This is a genomic window from Lacticaseibacillus parakribbianus, from assembly GCF_025490915.1.
GTDB classification, from domain to species: Bacteria; Bacillota; Bacilli; order Lactobacillales; family Lactobacillaceae; genus Lacticaseibacillus; species Lacticaseibacillus parakribbianus.
The window spans coordinates 56,296-77,331 of sequence record NZ_JANQBA010000008.1; the positions used below are offsets into that span (position 1 = coordinate 56,296).

Below are 21,036 nucleotides of genomic sequence, written 5' to 3' on the forward strand. Positions count from 1 at the left end.
TCTGGTATAATTCAACGTAATTGGTGAAATCATTCACGCAAAAAGGCACCGACAAAGGAGAATTTTGGCATGACTTATGAAGACGACAGTTTGGTCCTTCATACAGACTTTTACGAGCTGAACATGATGTACACGTACTGGCAGCAGGGCATCGCGGAGAAGAACGCGGTGTTTGAAGTCTACTTCCGCGACTTGCCGTTCGGCAGCGGCTTTGCCGTGTTCGCCGGGCTGGAGCACGTGGTCGACTACCTCAACCAGCTGACCTTTACCAAGAGCGACCTGGCCTACCTGAAGGAAACCACGGACTACCCGCAGGCGTTCCTGGATTACCTGCGCGACTTCAAGTTCACCTGCAGCGTTCGCTCGGCGGTGGAAGGCGACTTGGTGTTCAACAACGAGCCGATTCTGCAGGTCGAGGGGCCGCTGGCTCAGGGCCAGCTGGTCGAAACCGCCGTGTTGAACATGATCAACTACCAGACGCTGGTGGCGACCAAGGCGGCCCGCATCCGCGCCGTGGTCGGCAACGACCCGCTGATGGAGTTCGGGACCCGCCGCGCCCAGGAGACCGAGGCGGCGATCTGGGGTACCCGGGCGGCCTTCATCGGCGGCTTCAACGCGACCTCTAACGTCCGGGCCGGCAAGCTGTTCGGCATTCCGATTTCCGGCACCCACGCGCATGCGCTGGTGCAGGCCTACCGCGATGATTACACCGCCTTCAAGGCCTACGCCGAGGCCAACCGCGACGTCGTTTTCCTCGTGGACACCTACGACACGCTGAAATCCGGGGTGCCGGCGGCGATCCGCGTGGCCAAGGAAATGGGCGACAAGATCAACTTCCAGGGCGTTCGCATCGACTCCGGTGACATGGCCTACATCTCCAAGCGCGTTCGCCAGCAGCTCGACGAGGCCGGCTTCACCGAAACTAAGATTGTGGCCTCCAACGACTTGGACGAGCACACGATCCAAAACCTCAAGATGCAAGGCGCCAAGATTGACACCTGGGGCGTCGGCACCAAGGTGATCACCGCCTACGACCACCCGGCCTTGGGCGCGGTTTACAAGCTGGTCGCCATCGAAGACGAGAACGGTGCGATGGTCGACACCATCAAGCTGTCCAGCAACGCCGAGAAGGTCTCGACCCCGGGCAAAAAGCAGGTGTGGCGCATCACGCGGCGCAGCAACGGCAAGTCCGAGGGGGATTATATTTCGCTGTTTGACGAGGACATCAAGGACTTAGACGAGCTGTACATGTTCCACCCCAGCTACACGTACATCAACAAGACCGTGACGGACTTCAATGCCCGGCCGGTGCTGCGAGACATTTTCGACCACGGCGAGCAGGTCTACGCGCTGCCGACGCTCGACGCGATTCGCGCGTTTTGCATGCAAAGCGTCGATTCGCTGTGGGACGAGTACACCCGCGTCTTGAACCCGCAGGAGTACCCGGTCGACTTGTCGCAGGCGCTTTGGGACAACAAGATGAACCTGATTAAGCACATTCGCACCAAGGTCGCCAAGGGCAAGCTGTAAAAACTGTGGTCTGCCTGCCGGGCAGGCCACTTTACGTTGACAAAAGGAGCCAAAACCATGAACGAACAACAAGCAGAGATTATCCAGGCGCTGCACGTGGCGCCAACCATCGATGTGCAGGCTGAGATTCGCCGCAGCGTCGACTTTTTGAAGCGCTACTTGCGCCACTACCCGTTCTTGAAAACTTACGTGCTGGGCATTTCCGGCGGCCAGGATTCGACTTTGGCCGGGACCTTGACCCAAATGGCGGTCAGCGAGCTGCGCCAAGAAACCGGCGACGCCGACTACCGCTTTATCGCGGTGCGGCTGCCATACGGCGAGCAGGCCGATGAGGCGGATGCGATGGCGGCGATCGCCTTCATGAAGGCCGACGAAACCGCGCGGGTGAACATCAAGGACTCGGTCGACGCGATGGTCGCCGCGGTGGCGCAAAACGGCGTTACCGTGACCGACTTCAACAAGGGCAACATCAAGGCCCGGGCCCGGATGATCGCGCAATACGCGATCGCCGCGGCTCGCCACGGGGCGGTGATCGGCACCGACCACGCCGCCGAGGCTGTCACCGGGTTTTACACCAAGTTCGGCGACGGCGGGGCCGACCTGACGCCGCTGGCTCGCCTGGACAAGCGCCAAGGCGCGGCGATGCTCCAGGCGCTGGGGGCCCCGGCTCACTTGTACCAAAAGGCGCCGACCGCCGACCTTGAGGAGGACCGCCCGGCGCTGCCCGACGAGGTCGCCTTGGGGGTTTCGTACCGCGACATCGACGACTACCTCGAGGGCAAGCCGGTCGCCGACCAGGCCGCGGCCACCATCGAGTCCTGGTACCGCAAGTCTGCCCACAAGCGCCACCTGCCGATTACGGTGTTCGACGACTTCTGGGAAAAGTAGGCGGCAACCGGTGGCTCGCCGCGTGAACCCGGGCCGCCGCGACTGCGGCTCGGATCGCCCTGGTGCCGCGGCCGGCTCGGCCGAATCGCCCCTGGCGTCAGCACCGGGCCTAATCGGGGCTTGTGGCGCGGCCAAGGTCGGCTCAGACGCCTCGGGCGCCGCGGCCGGCGGCCTTGTGCTGGCGGCCATGCGGCGGGCGCTTTATTCGGTCTTGCGACCAAGTCCCTCCGAGTTTGTGCGAAGGCACTTGCCAGCTGGCGGTTGAGCCCGTATACTGATGATAGACATAAGGGAGTAACGCGCGGCCTCGGCCGTGGCAGCGCCACCAGCTAGGCGAATATTCTGGCGCTGCCTTAATCTGTGAGACTTATGACCAGCCTGTTTGGGCGGCCATAAGTCTCTTTTTTTCAGACGCGAGCCCCTGTCCTACGACGAGGAGGAATTCAATTGACGCAACGACCTGTTTACGCCCAGACCCCAGAAGAGGTGCTGGCGGCCACCGCCACCGACGCGACCCGCGGCCTGAGTCCCCAAGACGCCGCCAAGCGCCTGGCCGACAACGGCCCCAATGCCTTGGCCAAGGGAGAGAAAAAGACCCTGCTGCAGCGCTTTTTGGCGCAGTTCAAGGACTTCATGATCATTGTGCTGCTGGTCGCCGCCTTGGTGGCCGGCGTGGTGGTTCACGAATGGGCCGACGCCGGCATCATCTTGGCCGTGGTGCTGCTCAACGCGGTGTTCGGTGTTTTCCAGGAAAGCAAGGCCGAAGAGGCAATCGACGCGCTGGCGCAGATGGCCACGCCCAACGCCCATGTGCGGCGGGGCGGGGCGGTTGAAACCGTGCCGAGCCCGGATCTGGTGGTCGGCGACATCGTGCTGCTCGAGGCCGGTGACGTGGTGCCGGCCGACTTGCGATTGCTCGAATCCGCCAACCTGAAGGCCGAGGAATCCGCCTTGACCGGCGAATCGGTACCGGTGGAAAAAACCACCGCGGCGCTTGACGGCGGCGAGGTCGGCATCGGCGACCGCACCAACATGGTCTTCATGAACGCCAACATCACTTACGGCCGCGGGGTCGGGGTGGTGGTCGCGACGGGGATGCAAACCGAGGTCGGCCGCATCGCCGGCATGATCAACGCGGCGGAGGAGACGACGACGCCGCTGCAGGAGAACCTCAAGCAGCTGGGCAAGTCGCTGACGCTGATGATCTTGGTGATCGCGGCGATCGTCTTTGCCGTCGGCCTGTGGCGTCAGGCGGCCAGCCTGCCCGAGATGTTTTTGACCGCGATTTCGCTGGCCGTCGCCGCGATTCCTGAGGGGCTGCCGGCCATCGTCACCATCATCTTGGCCCTTGGCACGCAGAAAATGGCCAAGCGCAACGCCTTGGTGCGCAAGCTGCCGGCGGTTGAGACGCTGGGCTCCACGGACATCATCGCCTCGGACAAAACCGGGACCCTGACGCAAAACAAGATGACCGTCGAAAAGGTCTACTACGACGGCGCCTTGCACGATGCGGCTGCGGGCATCGCCGGCGGCAACTTGATGATGACCATCATGAATTTTGCCAACGATACCAAGATTCAAGAGGACGGCGAGATGCTCGGTGACCCGACCGAAACCGCACTGGTCGCCTATGGCAAGACCCAAGGCTTCGACCTGGCGGCGCAGCTGACCGCCGCGCCGCGGGTGGCCGAGGTGCCGTTCGACTCCGAGCGCAAGCTGATGACCACCATTCACCGGCTTGAAGACGGCCGCTTCCTGATTGCGACCAAGGGGGCTCCGGATCAGCTGCTCAAGCGGGTCTCGCAGCTGGCCACCGGTGATGTGACGGCGCCGCTGACGGACGCCGACCGCGCCACGATTCTCGCGGCCAACACCGGCATGGCCAAGCAGGCGCTGCGCGTGTTGATGATGGCCTACAAGGTGATCGACACGCTGCCGACCACCATCGACTCTGCGAGCGTCGAAACCGACCTGATTTTCGCCGGTTTGGTCGGCATGATCGACCCGGAGCGGCCGGAAGCCGCCAAGGCGGTGGCTGAGGCCAAGGCCGCCGGCATTCGGCCGATGATGATCACCGGTGACCACCAAGACACCGCCGAGGCGATCGCGGTGCGGCTGGGCATCATCGACGCGGGTGACGACGCCGCCGTGATCACCGGCGCCGAGCTTGACGCGCAGTCCGATGAGGAATTCGCCAAGAACGTTACCAAGTACAGCGTGTACGCCCGCGTGGCGCCGGAGCACAAGGTTCGCATCGTCAACGCCTGGCAAAAGCGCGGCAAGGTCGTCGCGATGACCGGCGACGGCGTCAACGACGCGCCGGCGCTCAAGGCCGCCGATATCGGCATCGGCATGGGCATCACCGGCACGGAGGTCTCCAAGGGGGCGTCCGACATGGTGCTGGCCGACGACAACTTCTCGACCATCGTGATCGCGGTGGAAGAGGGCCGCAAGGTGTTCTCCAACATTCAAAAAAGCATTCAGTACCTGCTGTCGGCCAACCTGGGCGAGGTCTTGACCCTGTTCATGATGACCATGCTGGGCTGGGACCTGCTGGCACCGGTGCATATCCTGTGGATCAACTTGGTCACCGACACGTTCCCGGCCATCGCGCTGGGCGTCGAGCCGACGGAACCGGGCATCATGAAGCAAAAGCCGCGCGGCCGCAAGTCCAACTTCTTCTCCGGCGGCGTCGGCCAGGCGGTGGTCTGGCAGGGGCTGCTCGAAGGGGCGCTGACGCTTGGCGTCTACTTCATCGGCATCACCTGGCCGGTGCATAGCGGCAACGCCGCGATCCACGCCGATGCCTTGACCATGGCCTACGCGACGCTGGGTTTGATCCAGCTGTTCCATGCGTTCAACGTCAAGTCGATCCACCAAAGCCTGTTCACCGTCGGGGCCTTTCGCAACAAGGCCTTCAACTGGGCGATTCTCGCCTCGTTCCTGTTGCTTGCCGTGACCATCCTCGTGCCGGGCTTCAACGGCCTGTTCCACGTGACCAGCCTCGACTGGCACCAGTGGGCGACCGTGCTCGGCGCCGGCGTGGCGATCATCGTGATTGTCGAGCTGGTGAAATTGGCTTTACGTCTGCGCAAAAACAAGTAAACTAGAACTAGCCTGCCTCGCGGTTTGCCGCGGGGCTTTATTATTGGGAGGTCAACATGAACAAGAATCAAGTGAAAATGGTCCGCTACGGGCAGCTGGTCAACAAGGTGATTGAAGACACCGAGGCCGTTCAGGAGACGATGAGCCCGAAGTTCCAGGCCCTCAAGGACGCGATCGTCGCCGGCACCGTGGCCGACGTGGCCGAGTCCGATTATGCCGCTACGCTGCAAAGCTTCACCGCAGGCACCGCCAAGTACCAGGGCTTTTTGGCCCAGCTGCAGGGCGTCGCCGCCCCTGCGCGGCTGATGGGTAACCACAAGCTGCTTTGCGGCGCCTACGCCGAGTTCGTCGCCGGCTGTGAGGCGATGGTCGCCGCGCTGCACAACGCGCCGGCGCAGCTGGACGAGGCCGCCTTCAGCGCCGCCGAGGCCGACCAAGACGTCGCCACCGACAAGCTGATGAAGTACCTGCAAAAAATTTCGGCCTTGATCTGAGCCAGGCGCCAAAGTCGGCAGTGGCGTGGCCCAATCGCCGAGTCACATTGCTTGACGGCACATTGGTCTGGTGTTAGGCTATCCGCGAATGATTATTCTTGCACGGGGAGGCAGCATAAGGCCACAGCTGCTTTGTTATCCACCGCGCGGGGCACATCCTGCGGCTCGCACCGCAGCCCCCACCCATGCCAAGCCGCAGTGTATTGCCACACGGCTTTGAGCTCGAGAGTTTTAGTGCAACCCCGGAATCAAGCGAGGGGAAACCAGGGACCCGGATTCGCACCACCCCACCGGCTGCAGGCCGGCCACCGCCACTCCCAAGCGAGTTAGCCGCGCGGTGACCGGAACCAGTGGGTGCAACGGCACCACCACGGTCAGCAGAAGCCAGGAACGTAATCAAATCAGGCCAAGGCCACCGGATTCACCGCGTCCGGTGGCTTCGGCGCGGTCGTCGCAACGCGTCGGGTTGCGGCGGCTTTTTTCGTGCCGCGGGGCGAGACGGCGCCGGCCCGAAGTTTTTCGGCCGCTGGGGTTGACAACGCTTGCGCCAGGCCTTATCGTTAGACACAAGAAATCAACGAGGAGGAAGCAGACATGACTCAATTATCTACTGTCATCAAGAGCTGGCAAAGCCAACAGTAGGTAGGTTGTGAGGACACAACCTGCCAGACGCGCAGGTTGTGTCTATGTTGGCTTCCGTTTTGTCCGCATAGACACCCACAGACTGGGGCTATGCGGACTTTTGTGTTTTTCGGCAGATCTTCGCAATGGCGGGGACCTGCCGTTTTTTGTCACCGGAGCCAAGGATTAGGGAGAATAAAACCATGAAAAGAATGATCGCATTAGTTGTTGCCTTGCTCGCCTTTATCGGCATCGCCTACGCGGTGACCAGCCACAACGACGCCAAACCCGCCGCCAAAAAAGCGGCGGTACCGACCGTCGGCATCCTGCAGATGATGAGCCACCCGGCGCTGGATCAGATTCACAAGGGCATTTTGCAGGGCCTCAAGGATGAGGGCTACACCGTCGGCAAGGACGTCAAAATTGACTTCCAAAACGCCGAAAACGACCAGAGCAACATGAAGACGATGTCCGAGCGCTTCATCAACGAGAAGGCCAACGTCGTGGTCGGCATCGCGACGCCGGCCGCCCAGGCGCTGGCCAACGCGACCAAGAAGACGCCGATCATCCTCGGCGCCATCACCGACCCCAAGGGGGCCAAGCTGGTCAAGAGCAACACCAAGCCCGGCGGCAACATCACCGGCGTCTCCGACCAGGCCCCGATCGACGCGCAGTTGAAGTTGATTCGCCAGCTGATGCCCAAGGCCAAGGTGCTGGGCGTGATCGCCACCTCCAGCGACGATTCCGCGCAGACGCAGGCCAAGATGGTCGATGAAAAGGCCGCTAAGTACGGCTTCACCGTCAAGGACTTCGGCATCAGCTCCACCAACGACTTGAACCAGGTGGCCGGCGAGATGGCCAGCCAGGTCGACGCCGTGTTCGTCCCGACCGACAACACCATCGCAAGCGCCATGCAGACGCTGGTCGCCGCGACCAACGCCAAGAAGATTCCGGTTTTCCCAACCGTTGACACGATGGTCAAGGACGGCGGCCTGGCCACGATCGGCCTGAACCAGTTCCACCTCGGCGTCTCAACTGGTAAAATGGTAGCGGCCGCGCTGAAGGGCAAGAAGCCGGCCACCACGCCGATCCACTTCGAAACCACCGGCGACTTGGTCGTCAACCTCAAGGTGGCCAAGAAGCTGGGCATCACGATTCCAGACAGCGTGGTCACCAAGGCAGAAAAGAACGGAGAAGTGATCAAATGAGTTTAGGCGTTTCCGCAATCGGGCAGGGCCTCTTGTACGGGCTGCTCGGCGTCGGGCTGTTCCTGACGTTTCGCATCCTGGATTTTCCGGACATGACGGTTGAAGGAACCTTTCCCTTCGGCGCCGCCGTCGCGGTGGCGGCCATCACCCACGGGGTTCACCCGGTTGTGGCGACGCTTTTGGCGATGCTGGCCGGGATGCTGGCCGGGCTGACCACCGGGCTTTTGTCCACCAAGGGCCACATTCCGGTGCTGTTGGCCGGGATCCTGGTGATGACCGGGCTGTTTTCGATCAACCTGCGCGTGATGGGCCGGGCGAACCTGTCGCTGCTCAATCAGCGCAACCTGTTTGACAACCCGTTTCTCAAGTCGCTGCCGGTTTACGCCGACAGCGTGGTGGTCGGCGCCGTGGTCTGCACGGTGGTCGTCGCGCTGTTGATCGCCTTTTTGAACACGCAGCTCGGCCAGGGCTTCATCGCCGCCGGGGATAACCCGACGATGGCGCGGAGCCTGGGCATCAACCCGGCCCACCAGCAGGTGCTGGGGCTGACCATCGGCAACGGGCTGATCGGCCTGTCCGGCGGCCTGATCGCCCAAAACAACGGCTATGCCGACGTCAACATGGGCATCGGCGTGATTGTCATCGGCCTGGCCGCCATCATCATCGGCGAGGTGGTCTTCGGCCAGCTCAGCTTGAGCCAGCGGCTGGTTGCCACGGTGCTGGGCAGCGTGTTGTACCGCTTCGTGCTGCTGATCGTGCTGAAGCTCGGGTTCGCCCCGGACGACCTCAAGGTGATTTCCGCCGTCGTTTTGGCCGTGGCGATCGCCGTGCCGCAAGTCGAGTCGCGCCTGCGCATTCGCCGGGTGCTGAGAAACGGGGTGACCAACAATGGCTGAGGCTCAGCTGCAACTGCAACACGTCCAGGTCAACGTCGCGGTCGGGGAGGCCGTGCGACCGCTGCTCAATGACATTTCGCTGGCCGTGGCCCCGGGCGATTTTGTCACGGTGCTGGGCAACAACGGCGCCGGCAAGTCGACGCTGTTCAACGCGATCACCGGCGACAAGCCGCTGGCCGGCGGCACCGTCACGCTGGCCGGCACCGACATCTCCCGCCTGAGTCCGGAAAAACGCGCCAGGCTGATCGCGCGGGTCTTCCAGGATCCTAAGATGGGGACCGCCCCGCGCATGAGCGTCGCCGAGAACCTCGCGCTGGCCACGCGCCGCGGGGCTCGACTGACGCTGGCGCCGCGCAACCTGCGGGGGCAGCTCGCCGCCTTCAAGCGGTTGGCCGCCGAAACCGGCAACGGCCTGGACGCCGCGCTGGACAAGCCGACCGAGCAGCTGTCCGGCGGCCAGCGCCAGGCGCTGAGCCTTCTGATGGCCACGATGCGCCGCCCCGAGCTGCTGTTGCTCGACGAACACACCGCGGCGCTTGACCCGCATACCAGCGCTGCCATCATGGCGCTGACGTCGCAGATTGTCGCCCGTGAGCACCTGACCTGCCTGATGATCACCCACCAGCTGGAGGATGCGCTGAAATACGGCAACCGCCTGATCGTGCTGGACGCCGGGCGCATCGTCGCCGATTACGACCAGGCGGCCAAGGCCAAGTTGACCCAGGCCGACCTGCTGCAGTACTTCGGCTGAGGCTAACCGAGTTACGCCAGAAGCGGCCGCGTCGTGCGGTCGCTTTTTGGTGGCCAGAAAGGAGCAGTATGACCGAACAGGAGTTGCAGGCGCTGGTGGAAAACATTTCGCAGACCTGGTTCCACCGGCCGTTCGTCAACCGCGCCACGTTCAACCGTCGGCTCAAAACCACCGGCGGCCGCTTCATGCTGGCCAGCTCTGACTTGGAGTTCAACCCCGCGCTGTTTGCCGCGGCCGACCGCACGGTGCAGGTGGGCATCATCAAACACGAGCTGTGCCACTACCACCTGTATCGACTGCACCGTGGTTTTCGCCACCAAGACGCCGACTTCAAGGCGCTGCTGGCGGCCGTGGCCGGTCTGCGCTACGCCCCGCGGCTGACCCCGCCGTCACCACCGCGCTACGTCTACGCCTGCACCGCCTGTGGCCTGCGCTACCCGCGGCAGCGCCGCATCGACCTGCGCCGGCTGCGCTGCGGCCGCTGTGGGGCCCGGCTGCGGCTGGTCAGCGGCCCCAACCCGGGGTGACCCGGCCCGGTTGTGGAGGGCGAGGATGGCGGCCGACGCGGCGTGGGGCGGCGGCCAGGCCCGGGCGAAGCCCTTGCAGCCAAGCCAAACGAAGACCCGACCGCGGTGGTGATGCCGCCGCGGCCGGGTCTTCGTCAGTTCGTGGCCAGTCAGGGCCGCTTGCGCAGCGTCAAATTCTCCGTCGCATAGCCTAGGCTCGCGTAGAACTGCCGCGCGGCCTGATTGGCACCGAGGACGTCCAGCTGGATGAAGTCGAGGCGCTGGGCCTGTTGCCAGGCCGCCACCGCCGCCATTAGCTGGCGGCCCAGGCCGGCGTGGCGAGCCGCCGGGGCGACGTAAAGCGCGGCGACATAGGCGAAGCGGTGTGGCACGGCCTCCGGCTCAACGCCGGTTTCGGCCGTGACCACCAGGGCGAACCCCTGCAGCTGCGCGGCCTCAGTCGCCACCAGCACGGCGCTGGCAGGGTCTTGGCTGTAGTCGCGAAACAGTGCGGGGTCCGGCACGCTCAGCGGTCGCAACACCTGCGGCGCGAGGCTTGCCATCTCCTTGGTCAGTGCCTGGTACATGGCGGCGACGGCCGCCGCCTCGCTGGTCGTTGCGGGTCGTATCATGAGGGCCTCCTAACGCCGGCGCCGGCGCTTGGCATCGGTCAGCACCAGCCCGAGCAGCGGGGTCACCACCGCGGCCATGCCGGCCTCGGCGACCGCGTTGATTGCAAAGGCGGTGATGAGCAGCCACCCGAGGTTTTGGGCGTTGGCACCGGGCACCACCGCGTTGGCTCGGCCGGCGAAAAACAGCCAGGTGAAGGCGATGACCAACAGGGTGTTGGTCAAGGCCCCGCAGATACCGGCCAGGCTCATTTTAAGGCCGGCCGCGCGGCGGTTGTCGGCCGCTTTGCTCAAGGCGGCGAACACCAATGCGGCGACGACGCCGACCGCCACGCGCGGTACAATCGCGATGACGGGGTTTTGGAAGAGTAGGAGGGTCATCGGGTCGGTGGCGCCGGTGTAGGCCTTGATCAGGCTGACAACGCCCCACAGCAGCCCGAGGCCGGCACCACCGCGAACGCCCAGCAGGACGCCACCGAGGATCACGGTGAGGTGAATGGTGGAAATCGCCGGCCACATCGGAAACAACCGGATGTAGCCGATCATCGGGATGTAGGCCTGCAGGATGATCAAGGCGCCGAACACGCCCAGGATGCTGATCAGGTAAGATGAGTTCTTGTGTGTCATGATGCACCTCCGTGTGCCAAAATTGTAGCAGACCGCACCGCGTTTGGCGAGCGCTGCGTCGCCCGGAAATATTACAAAAGTCGTTGACATTAGTCCGCACACCTAATATACTATTTCTTGTGCTTATGAGTCATGCGGGCATGGCGGAACTGGTAGACGCGCAAGATTAAGGATCTTGTGGGCATTGCGCCCGTGGAAGTTCGAGTCTTCTTGCCCGCAGCGCAGGTCGCAACCGATTACGGTTGCGACCTTTTTTGTGCCGCGCCGCTGACCTGGGCCACGCGACCGGGCCTGGGGTGTGTGCCGCGGCCCAGACGCCAAAAAAATCCCGCCAGTCCGACTGGCGGGACGATGTTTTCGGCGGTCAGGCCTCGCCGGGCAGCTTCAGCACCGTGGCCATCAGGCTGGCGGCGGCGAACACGATGCCGATCACGACTAGGACGGCCTGGCTGCTGATGCCGATGAACAGCGAGACAATCGCCGGCCCCAGCAGGTTGCTCAACCCGGACCCCAGGTTCAGCGCGGTAACGCCGGTTTCCAGGTCCGCAGGCAGCAGGCTGGGGATGATCGCCGACAAGGGGCAAAAGCCGGCCATGCCGACCGCGTAGGCCAACAGCGGCAGGTACAGGGCCAACGCGTTGTGGCCCAAAAGCGGCGGCAGCAAAAGCAGCCCGAACGCCCCTAGCGAGCAGAAGGTGCCGGCGAAGGCCACGACCGTTTTGCGCCAGCCGATGCGGTCGCCAATCCAGCCGAACAGGTAATCCAGCGGAATGTTGACCGCGTTGGCGACGCTCCAGGCGATCAGCCACTCGCTCAAAGAAAAGCCGAACTGGGCGAGGTACACCGGCACCACGATCACGAAGCCGAACTTGCCGATGTCGTTGGTCCCCTTGACCAAGACCCCGACGGCCACGCGCCAAGACGTCGCGATGGTGCGAAGCTGGTGCCACAGCACGGCGAACAGGTTGGTGGCCGGACCGTTCACCGGCAGCCGGTCGCGGTTGACAACCAGCGCCAGCACCGCGCCGAGCCCGACGCCCAGCAGGCCGGCCCAGATCACATTGACCTCACCAATCAGGGGCATCAGCGCGTTGGCCAGCAGCGGCCCGACGATGACGAAGCCGAGGGCAAAAAAGATCCAAAACCAAGACACCGCCTGGCCCAGCGTGGCCTTTTGGGCGCGGTAGTTGACCCACACCAGAAACGAGTAGGCGAACAGCGGGTAGGCGGCACCGCGCAGCGCGTATAGCACCAAGAGCCCCCAGGCGCTGTGCGTCGGCAGGGCCCACAAAAGCAGCGGCACGGTGGCCGCCACCGACACGCCGGTGCCCAGCCACATCATGCCGCGAACGCCGAGCAGCCGGGTGCCGACGCCGCTCATGCAGGCGGCGATGGTGACCACCAGGCCGTAGCAGGTGAAGACGGTGCTGGCAAACCCGGCGCCGAAGCCCTGGTGAATCAGGTAAGTCGAAAACCAGCTTTGCTCGATCGACGTGCCGAGGATGAAAAAGAACAGGCCGGCAAAGCCCCAGGCAATCTGGTGGGGTAGCCCCACGCGGTCGAGGCGAGCGGCAAATGTTGAGTCAGTCATGGTAAGCGGGATCTCCAGTTTCTTGGATTTCGTAAACGCTTCCTAATGTAGCAAAAAAGCCTCGCGGATTCAAGCGAGGCTTGCGGATTGGGCGAGCTGATTGCGGGGTGGCCGCCAGGGTTGCCGCGAGGCGGTTGGCCTCGCGCCTCGGCTGGGCCCCGCGGCGCGTGTCGGTGACTGGCGCCGGGGCGTGTGGCCGAGGCTGCAGCCGAGTCGCGCGGCCGAGCGGGTGACCGGGGCGTGTCGCGAGGGGTGAGGCCGCCGCCGGTCAGTCCATTTTGGCGATGGCCTTGGCCAGGGCCTTGGCCTGGACGGTGACCGTTTGCAGGTTGGCCGTGACGATTTCGGCCTGCTGGGCCAGCGAGCTGTCGTACTGGTTCAGCCGCGTCAGCGCCGTGTCGATGTCGCCTTGGGTCTCGCTTTGGGCGACGGCGGAGAAAAATTCGCTTTCCGCGGTACCCAGCTCCTTGTAGTACGCGTCGAAGGTCTTGTGGTCGAGCTTGGCCAGCTTCAGGCCGTTCAAGGCGTCGCTCAACGCGGCGGTCGGCAGGTTCGCGTTGGTTTGGGTCCGGGCCTTGATCAACGTCGTGGTCGCGTGCTCAATCGCCTTTTGCGCCGTCTCCAGCCTCTGGTAGGCCGCATCGCGCCTTGTAATCAGCCGGGCGACGCTGCCCGTGTTTTTGAAGTCCTGCGTCGGGGCCTTTTGGTAGGCCTTTTGGAACGTGGAGGGGAAGGCACTGGCGGCGGTCGTGATGGCGTCTAGCGCCTGATTTTCCTTGGCCACCTGGGTGATGACCGTCTGCGTGGCGTCTTTCATCTGCGCCTTTTGGTCGAACACCTTGGCCGAACAGCCCACCAGAATGCATAAGCTGGCGACAAGAACCGCGATTTTCTTCATGATGAGCCCCCCTTGATTGCTTTAATCGTAGCCGATTTTGCGCGGAATTGCTAGCGCCTGTGCCGCAAAATAAAAACGCCACCATTTTGGCAATATTTATTCACAAATATTAACATAGACACATCGTATCCAGTTGGGTACCGAAACAGGGGTGGTATCCCCAAAAATTGCTATCGGTTCGCCAAACTTGAATGGTTTCTTGGATGGTGCTAGAATTTAAGAGTACTTTTGAGCGGCGCGGCTTGGGGCAGTCTTCGACGCGGCCGCACCGCTCGATTGGGCAAGACGATCATGCGCATGGCGCAAGGAGGATGTTCACTCATGGAACACGGCACAGTAAAATGGTTCAACGCAGAAAAAGGTTACGGCTTCATCACCCGCGAGGACGGGTCCGATGTGTTCGTTCACTTCTCTGCGATTCAAGGGGACGGCTACAAGACGCTTGACGAAGGTCAGGCCGTGACGTTCGAAGTCGAACAAAGCGACCGTGGGCCACAGGCGGTCAACGTCAACAAAGCCTAATTGCCGTTAACGGCCTTGGCCGGGGGGAAACCTCCGGCCATTTTTGTGCGGCGCGGGACCACCGAAGGCAAAACCGGTTGCGCGGCCGGTCGCGATGCGGTAGCGTGGAGACACGGAAGCGGTTAGCAGACGGGAGGGTCATGATGCGCAAAGAAATGATACAGGAATTAGGCAAGCTGGCGGGGCAATCGGCCTTCCAAAACATCGAGGCGCTGGAGGCAGAGGGCCGCAAGCGGCGGGCGGTCGTGCCGCTGGCGGGGCTGGGGCGGCGGCCGGTGATCGAGCGGGATCCGGTCGCCTTCATCGACGCCACGGAATCCAAGCTGATTTCCGCGCTGTTGCCGCAGCGCCACGCCCGAATGGCGCAAAGCCCGGCCGCCTTTTTCCGCGGCACCGCCGAGCTGATGGCCTACGACCTCAGCCACGAGGTCGCCTCGGGCATTCGGGTGCTGTGCTCAGGGGATGCGCATCTGCAAAACTTCGGCTTCTACGCGTCGCCTGAGCGCAACCTCTTGTTTGACCTCAACGACTTCGACGAGGCCGCCCCGAACCCCTTCGAGTTCGACGTCAAGCGGCTGGTGACCTCGGTCTACCTGCTTGGCGCCCAGAACCATTACGACGAAGCCGCGCTCGACCACCTGGCCGCCAAGGTGGCCAAGACCTACCGCAAGACGCTCAAAAAGGCCTTCAAAACCGGCGCCTTAACGCGCTTTTACGCCTCCAGCGCCGTGCGGGACCTGACCGCGGCCCTGCCGGATCAGGCGGATGTGGCCTTCGTCGAGCGCATCAGCGACAGGGCGCAAGGGCGCGACAACGAATCCGTGGTGGCCAAGTACACCGAGGTGGTCGACGGCCAGCTGCGCTTCAAGGTGGCGCCGCCGCGCTCCGCCCGCGTCTCCGCGACGACCCAGGCGGCCTTGGTCGCCGCGCTTGGCGACTACCAACACACCACCCGGGCCGACGTCGCGCTGCTGTTGGCCCAGTACCGCGTCACCGACCTGATTCGCCACAGCGTCGGCATCGGCAGCTTTGGCACGACCTGCTACCTGGTGTTGATGACCGGGCTGGGTGGCTCGCACCTGGTGTTGCAGGTGAAAGAGGCGCTGCCGCGCAGGCGCGAGCTGACCGCCGGACCGCGCGTCGACTTGGCCCGTGAGGTCAGTGAGGGCCAGCGCATCATCGCCGCCCAGCAGATTTTGCAAAAGGCCTCGGATCCCTTCTTGGGCTGGCTCAGCCTGGGCGACAAGAGCTACTACGTTCGCCAGTTCCGCGACATGAAGGAATCGATCGACGTGACCGCGCTGAGCTTCTCGCAGTTCACCGCGTATTGCCGCATCACCGGCTACCTGCTGGCGATGGCTCACGCCCAAAGCCCGACCGCGGCGATCGCCGACGGTTACCTGAACCACGACTTCGACGGCGCCATTCAGCACTGGGCCAAGGGTTATTTGGGGCAGGTGATCGACGACTACGCGGCCTTCATCGCCCGTTACGCCCCGGCCAAGTGAGCCGAGGCGCTGGCGGGGCGACCGCAGCCGGGGTCCCGCCGCGGCGGCAGGTCGGTGGGGTCGGACCGCGGCCAGCGGGTCGGGCGTTTTCACAAGCGCCAGATTTGGCAACGCAGGGCTTGGCTCGTAGACTGAGCGTTGGGGCCGGCGTGGGTCGGCCGAGACCGAGTTGGGGAGGCCAAACAATGGCACAAGTCGAGTTGATGACGCTGAACGCGCGGCTGGCGGCCTACACGCCGCGGCTGGTGGTGACGGAGCCGGCGGTGGTGGCGCTGGTGTTTGCGCTGTCGAACCGGTGGCGCGGCGACGTGGTGTACGAGGATCACGGCGGCGGGTTGGCGACCGCGCAGCTGACGGCCACCGCCTTTCACCAGGCCCTGGCCGCGCAGCTGGCGGTTGCGGTGCCGGGGGAGTTGACGCTTGAGGTGAATCAGGTCAAAAACGCGGCCTACTTCACTCAAGATGGTGAGGGGCTGCGCGAGCTGTTTCGCCTGGCGCCGGTGTACCGTCTGACGCTGGAACGGCCGCAGGCGCTTGAGCTGACCTGGCGTGGTCTGGCGGCGCGGCCGGGCGGCTGGCTGTAGACGGTTCAGGAGACACAAAAGGGGCTGCAATCGGCTGATTGCGGCCCCTTTTGGCGTCACTGCGCGGTGTCGTAGATGGTGTAGGTCGGATTGTTTTGATCCTTCCAGTTGAAGCCATGAGCGGTGTTTTGCGCGTTTTGCTTGGTGTTGTAGTTGTTAAGCACCACCGGCGAGAGCCCGAGCTCCTGCCGTGCGGCGTCTGAGACCTTTTGCAGGTCGGCCGTGGCCGGCACCTGGTAGGAGCCGCCGTTGATGTAGGCGCCGAGGCCTTGCAGAATCTGCTTGCGAATCGTGCCGGCCGCGCCGCGGTAGTTCTCGGCGATCGTGACCATTTCGTCGAAGGTCAGGTCGGTTCGCATGCTGGTGGTCAAGGAGGCCATCACGGACTTGTAGTTGGTCAAGGAGCTAGTAGACAAAAGCTTCTTAACAATCTGCGTGATCACTTCCTGCTGGCGCTGCTGGCGACCATAGTCACCCAGCGGATCCTCGTGGCGCATCCGGGCGTAGGCCAGCGCCTGGGTGCCGTTGAGGTGAGCCGGGCCCTTTTTGAACGAGCCATGGGCGTCGGCGTCGGTCCAGGAGAACTTGACGTTGACGTCGATGCCGCCGACCGCGTCGACAATCTTCGACAGCCCGGCCATGTTGACCAGCACGTAGTAGTTGATCGGCACCTCGATTAGGTCCTTGACGGCCTTGATGGCGGTGTCGACCTTGCCGAAGGTGTAAGCGGCGTTGATCTTGGTGAAGCCGCTGTACATGGCCGTGTTGACGCTCACCAGGGTGTCGCGCGGAATGCTGTACATCGTGGTGCGTTTCTTCTGCGGGTTGATGGTGACCACGATCATCGAGTCGGTGCGGCCGGTGTCGGTGCGGCCGAACGCGCCGGTGTCCGTCCCCATGAGCAAAATGCTGATGGGCTTGCGGTCGGCCAGGTGAACGGTGGCCTTTTTGGTTTCTTTGGTTTTGACGTACGTTGAATCCACCGCGGTTTTGGTCTGCGAGTACAGGCGCAAAGCGTAGCCGCCGACTAGCGCCAGCGCGGTCAGCGCCACCAAAAGCACGAGTTTAACGACCCGCCGGTGCGGCGGTGTCGGGGTGTTACTCCTACTCATACGGAAAGTCCTCCCACTGTAAGCTTCCTGTATTTTACTAGATTAACGCCTAAAAAGCTTCATTAAAGCGGTAAAGTAACGTAAATGTTAAGAAGTGATGCCACCAGCGGCTGGCTCGCACCGTCACGCCACTTGGCGGTAAGCCTGCCGTGACGGCGCCACCTAAGGCAGCAGCCGCTTTTTTTGCGCCTGCAGCTCGGGCTTGGTGATCACGCCGGCGCGGTACAGCTGGTCGTACTTGAGCAGCTCGTCGGCGGGGCTTGCCGTCGGCGCAGGGGCCTGGGTGAAGTAGGCGGTGATCGAACTGGTCAGGGTACCGATCAAGCCGATCCCGGTGAACATCAGGATCACGGCGACGGTGCGGCCGAGCAGGGTGTGCGGCGCGATGTCGCCGTACCCCACGGTGGTCGCGGTGACAATCGCCCACCACAGGCCATTGGCAAAGTCGGTGTGCTCCGCGTAGGCGTAGACGCAGGTCGCGACCAGGATCAGCCCGGCGGAGAGGCCGAGGTAGTAGATCAACCCCCCGCCGCGCAAAAAGCGCATCAGTCGCCGGCGAAACTTGGCCGTCGCGCGGTGGACCCGCCCGGCCAAGGTGGCCTGGGCGGTTCTGACGCTGTGGGCCAGCCGGCTGAGGTGAGCCGGCGACATCACGCGGTCGGTGGGTACTAGGGCCGACAGGCGAAAGGTGTTGGTGGCCAGCATCGTCGCCTTGGCGTGGGCCATGGCCAGTCGCACCAAGTAGTCGCTGGCGAACACCAGCAGGATCACCGTCAGCAGAATGCGCCCCGGCACCGCGTTGAGGTGGATCCAGTTCAGCCAATCCAGGACGATCAAGGCCAGCGCGACCACCGAGGCCAGCGTCAAGGCGAAGTTGTACAGGCGAAAGAAGCGAGTGAGTGTTGGGTGCATGGTTTCACCTCCCAATTTTATCGAGTCTAGCATAGTCCCATTCCCCAGGCGGCGCCATTTTGAGCGTGGGGCTTAAGGAAAAAGCAAACGGCCGCCGCCAATCTGGTATAATGAAAACAACTATAAAAGGCGACCACACGAACGGAAGGGGTGATTCGGTGACCAAAGAAAGTGACGCACTGCGGCTGGTCCGGCCGACCAAGCCGGTCAAGGCCGTGCCGGTGGGCGACCGCGCCAGCCTGCCGCTGGCCGCCCAGAAGCTCTCCGCCAAGGCCAAGGCCAAGGCGGTGCTGCGCCTGATCATCCAGCGCGTGTTTGCCGCCGAGCTTGGGCCGACCTCGGCCTCTTTGGCCTACTACACGCTGCTGTCGCTGTTTCCCATGCTGATCACGCTGGGGAACCTACTGCCGGTGTTTGGGCTCAACTACGACGGCGTGTCCTCGTACTTGGCGCAGGTGATTCCCGAAGACATCATGGCCTTCATCAACCCGGTGATTCACAACCTGCTGGTGTCGACCAGCGGCGGGGTGCTGTCAATTGGGGCGGTGGCCACCTTGTGGGCGGCCAGCCTCGGCGTCGACGGGCTGAAGAACGGCTTCAACAAGGCTTACGGCGTGACGCCGCCGCAGAACTTTCTGATTCAGCGGCTGCTGTCGATGGGGCTGTTCATCATCTTAATTGTGGCGCTGGGGGCCGTGATGGTCGCCTTCACCTTCGGCCGCCAGTTCCTGGAGTGGCTGGTGCCGCTGCTCGGGCTGTCCGACGCGTGGCTTGAGACCTTCAACACCTGGCGCTGGCCGGTGACCCTGGTGGCGCTGGTCGTGGTGATCTCAAGCATCGACTACTTTTTGCCCAACGCCAAAATCAAGTTTCGCACAATCATCCCCGGGACGATTTTCACCATCGTCGCCTGGCTGGCGCTGTCGCAGCTGTTCGCCATTTACATGCGGTACTTTGGCACCCGCTTCAACTCCTACGGCACCATCGGCACGTTCATGGTGCTGCTGTTGTGGCTGAACTTCAGCGCAATGATGTGGCTGTTCGGCGCCGTGATCAACGCGGTGGTCGCCGAGTACTACACCGGGCGGCTGCACCACTCGCGCGGTAAGGTGCGAGACTTTGTCAAAAGGCGGCGAGCCCATGTGGCGCCGTAGCTGGGCGTGGGGCGTGGCCCATCGCGAGCCGCTGCTTTACCTGTGGTTCGGCGCCTGGACGACGGTGGTCAACATTGCGGTGTTCTGGTTGGCGCAACACGGGCTGGGCTGGCACTGGGCGGCGGCGAACTTTTGGGCGTGGAGCGCGGCCGTGCTGTTCGCCTTTGCCACCAACCGCCGCTACGTCTTCGCGGTATCGACCCGCGGGGCCTGGGCCGTGGCGCGTGAGCTGGCCCGGTTCGTCTTGGCCCGGCTGGCGACGCTTGGGCTTGATTACTTGTGTATGTGGGGGCTGATTGCAGGGCTTCACGCCGGCGACCTGGGGGCGAAGCTCGTGACGCAGGTGGTCGTCGTCTTGGCCAATTACGCCCTGAGCAAGTGGCTGGTTTTCAGGTAAAAACGGTTGGCGGCAGCGTTCCGCCGGCCGTTTTTTGGCGTTGGGTGGGGGCAGGCTGGTACGATGGAGGAGAGGCCCTTAACCCGACAAGGAGGTCCAAATGCCAACTTATTTGATTACCGGTGGCGCCGGCTTCATCGGCGGCCACCTGGTTGCGCGACTGCTGCTTGACCCACAGGTCCAAGTGACGGTGGTCGATGACCTGTCGACCGGCGACTGCGCCAACCTGCCCCAAGACCCACGCGTCACGCTTTTGGTCCACGACGTCTGCGATGCCGCGTTCATGGCGGAATTACTGGACCGCGAGCGCTTCGACTACGTGGTACTGCTGGCGGCCGTGGCCGACGTCGCCGCCACTTGCCTTGACCCACTGGGCACCGCGGCGGTCAACCAATGGGCCAACCTGACGCTGCTGGACGCGCTGCGCCGCCGGCCGTGGCCGCTTGGCAAGCTGTTTTTTGCCAGCTCCGCGGCGGTGTACGGCGATTGCACTGGCACCGCGCTGAGTGAGACAGGGCCGGTGGCGCCGCAAAGCCCCTACGCCGTCGACAAGTACGCCAGCGAACGCGCGGTGTTGAACGCCGGTCGGTTGTGCGGCCTGCCGGTGGTGTGCGGGCGGCTGTTCAACGTCTACGGCCCGACTGCGGCGCAAACGTTGGGTGGCGGCGGGGTGATTACCCGGGCCGCCCGGCAGCTGGCGGCCGGATCGGCGTTTACGCGCCACGGCGACGGCGAGCAGACCCGCGATTTTGTCTACGTCGAAGACGTGGCGGCGGTGATCGCCGCGCTGCTGCACGGGCCGGCCACCGGGCTGGTCGTGAACATCGGCACCGGTCGGGCGAGCAGCCTGAACCGGGTGCTGGGCGGCCTGGCCCAGGCGCTGGCCCAACCCTTGGCGCTGCGCCCAGGGGTGGCGCGGCCCGGCGACGTGCGGCATTCGCAGGCCGACGTGGCTCGGCTGGCGGCGCTTGGGCTGCGCTGCCAGACGCCTTTGGTCCAGGGCCTGGCCGCCGTGGCCCAGGCGGCGCCGGTGGCGTTGGTGCCAACGCCTTGACAGTGTGGTAAGATGGTTTTGGAAACAGCGAACTAGACGACTAGAAGTA

The 21,036-nt window shown here is 63.7% G+C and carries 20 protein-coding genes and 1 tRNA gene; 15 read left to right on the forward strand and 6 right to left on the reverse strand.

Translation table 11 applies throughout. The features are described 5' to 3' along the window. The first annotated feature begins 69 nt into the window (after positions 1-69). From NUH19_RS08130 to NUH19_RS08165, 8 genes are all read left to right on the forward strand, one after another. On the forward strand, positions 70-1,530 hold the full coding sequence (locus NUH19_RS08130; RefSeq protein ID WP_262316057.1) for a nicotinate phosphoribosyltransferase: 1,461 nt from the start codon (positions 70-72) through the stop codon (positions 1,528-1,530). A 57-nt stretch (positions 1,531-1,587) separates the two neighbouring features. After that, on the forward strand, positions 1,588-2,418 hold the full coding sequence (nadE, locus tag NUH19_RS08135; protein WP_262316058.1) for an ammonia-dependent NAD(+) synthetase: 831 nt from the start codon (positions 1,588-1,590) through the stop codon (positions 2,416-2,418). Positions 2,419-2,865: 447 nt separating this feature from the next. Beyond that, complete coding sequence (locus tag NUH19_RS08140; protein WP_262316059.1) at positions 2,866-5,523, forward strand: cation-translocating P-type ATPase; 2,658 nt, start codon at positions 2,866-2,868, stop codon at positions 5,521-5,523. A 56-nt stretch (positions 5,524-5,579) separates the two neighbouring features. Next, on the forward strand, positions 5,580-6,017 hold the full coding sequence (locus tag NUH19_RS08145) for a hypothetical protein (RefSeq protein ID WP_262316060.1): 438 nt from the start codon (positions 5,580-5,582) through the stop codon (positions 6,015-6,017). A gap of 824 nt (positions 6,018-6,841) precedes the next feature. After that, a complete protein-coding gene (trpX, locus tag NUH19_RS08150) occupies positions 6,842-7,846 on the forward strand; it encodes a tryptophan ABC transporter substrate-binding protein (protein WP_262316061.1) in 1,005 nt (334 codons plus the stop codon). Beyond that, complete coding sequence (locus tag NUH19_RS08155) at positions 7,843-8,742, forward strand: ABC transporter permease (RefSeq protein ID WP_262316062.1); 900 nt, start codon at positions 7,843-7,845, stop codon at positions 8,740-8,742. The genes trpX and NUH19_RS08155 overlap by 4 nt, the downstream gene beginning before the upstream one ends. Beyond that, positions 8,735-9,493, forward strand: coding sequence for an ABC transporter ATP-binding protein (locus tag NUH19_RS08160; RefSeq protein ID WP_262316063.1), 759 nt, complete (start codon positions 8,735-8,737; stop codon positions 9,491-9,493). Before NUH19_RS08155 ends, NUH19_RS08160 begins: the two co-directional genes overlap by 8 nt. 68 nt (positions 9,494-9,561) lie before the next feature. After that, on the forward strand, positions 9,562-10,020 hold the full coding sequence (locus tag NUH19_RS08165; protein WP_262316064.1) for a SprT family protein: 459 nt from the start codon (positions 9,562-9,564) through the stop codon (positions 10,018-10,020). A 149-nt stretch (positions 10,021-10,169) separates the two neighbouring features. Here NUH19_RS08165 and NUH19_RS08170 read toward each other — a convergent pair whose 3' ends face one another. Together NUH19_RS08170 and NUH19_RS08175 are read right to left on the reverse strand one after the other, a co-directional pair. Next, positions 10,170-10,631: a GNAT family N-acetyltransferase gene (locus tag NUH19_RS08170; RefSeq protein WP_262316065.1), complete on the reverse strand. Its 462-nt coding sequence runs from the start codon at positions 10,629-10,631 to the stop codon at positions 10,170-10,172. A 9-nt stretch (positions 10,632-10,640) separates the two neighbouring features. Continuing rightward, entirely contained in the window at positions 10,641-11,255 is a 615-nt protein-coding gene (locus NUH19_RS08175) for an ECF transporter S component (protein WP_262316066.1), read from the reverse strand. A gap of 134 nt (positions 11,256-11,389) precedes the next feature. On the opposite strand from NUH19_RS08175, the gene NUH19_RS08180 reads away from it, so the two are divergent. Next, positions 11,390-11,474: transfer RNA gene (locus NUH19_RS08180), tRNA-Leu, on the forward strand. 145 nt (positions 11,475-11,619) lie between these two features. On the opposite strand, the gene NUH19_RS08185 is transcribed toward NUH19_RS08180, so the two are convergent. Together NUH19_RS08185 and NUH19_RS08190 are read right to left on the reverse strand one after the other, a co-directional pair. After that, entirely contained in the window at positions 11,620-12,846 is a 1,227-nt protein-coding gene (locus NUH19_RS08185; RefSeq protein ID WP_262316067.1) for an MFS transporter, read from the reverse strand. Positions 12,847-13,114: 268 nt separating this feature from the next. Next, complete coding sequence (locus NUH19_RS08190; protein WP_262316068.1) at positions 13,115-13,744, reverse strand: hypothetical protein; 630 nt, start codon at positions 13,742-13,744, stop codon at positions 13,115-13,117. Positions 13,745-14,065: 321 nt separating this feature from the next. Here NUH19_RS08190 and NUH19_RS08195 point away from each other — a divergent pair, with 321 nt between their 5' ends. The 3 genes from NUH19_RS08195 (at position 14,066) to NUH19_RS08205 (ending at position 16,358) form a co-directional block, all read left to right on the forward strand. Continuing rightward, complete coding sequence (locus NUH19_RS08195; protein ID WP_225047708.1) at positions 14,066-14,266, forward strand: cold-shock protein; 201 nt, start codon at positions 14,066-14,068, stop codon at positions 14,264-14,266. 143 nt (positions 14,267-14,409) lie between these two features. After that, the gene (locus NUH19_RS08200) at positions 14,410-15,774 is read left to right on the forward strand and encodes a DUF2252 domain-containing protein (protein WP_262316069.1); all 1,365 of its coding nucleotides are present in this window, start codon (positions 14,410-14,412) and stop codon (positions 15,772-15,774) included. A gap of 185 nt (positions 15,775-15,959) precedes the next feature. Then, positions 15,960-16,358 carry a hypothetical protein gene (locus NUH19_RS08205; protein ID WP_262316070.1) on the forward strand — a complete coding sequence of 133 codons (399 nt, stop codon included), beginning with the start codon at positions 15,960-15,962 and terminating at the stop codon, positions 16,356-16,358. A gap of 56 nt (positions 16,359-16,414) precedes the next feature. On the opposite strand, the gene NUH19_RS08210 is transcribed toward NUH19_RS08205, so the two are convergent. Further along, positions 16,415-17,470, reverse strand: a complete 1,056-nt coding sequence (locus NUH19_RS08210) for an LCP family protein (protein WP_262316071.1) — start codon at positions 17,468-17,470, stop codon at positions 16,415-16,417. 162 nt (positions 17,471-17,632) lie between these two features. Continuing rightward, the gene (locus NUH19_RS08215) at positions 17,633-18,382 is read right to left on the reverse strand and encodes an ion channel (RefSeq protein WP_262316072.1); all 750 of its coding nucleotides are present in this window, start codon (positions 18,380-18,382) and stop codon (positions 17,633-17,635) included. 158 nt (positions 18,383-18,540) lie between these two features. Between NUH19_RS08215 and NUH19_RS08220 the strand changes: the two genes are divergently transcribed. From NUH19_RS08220 to NUH19_RS08230, 3 genes are all read left to right on the forward strand, one after another. Then, on the forward strand, positions 18,541-19,536 hold the full coding sequence (locus NUH19_RS08220) for a YihY/virulence factor BrkB family protein (protein ID WP_420844680.1): 996 nt from the start codon (positions 18,541-18,543) through the stop codon (positions 19,534-19,536). After that, on the forward strand, positions 19,523-19,933 hold the full coding sequence (locus NUH19_RS08225) for a GtrA family protein (protein WP_262316073.1): 411 nt from the start codon (positions 19,523-19,525) through the stop codon (positions 19,931-19,933). The genes NUH19_RS08220 and NUH19_RS08225 overlap by 14 nt, the downstream gene beginning before the upstream one ends. Before the next feature lie 100 nt (positions 19,934-20,033). Further along, the gene (locus NUH19_RS08230) at positions 20,034-20,987 is read left to right on the forward strand and encodes an NAD-dependent epimerase/dehydratase family protein (protein ID WP_262316074.1); all 954 of its coding nucleotides are present in this window, start codon (positions 20,034-20,036) and stop codon (positions 20,985-20,987) included. Positions 20,988-21,036: the final 49 nt, after the last annotated feature.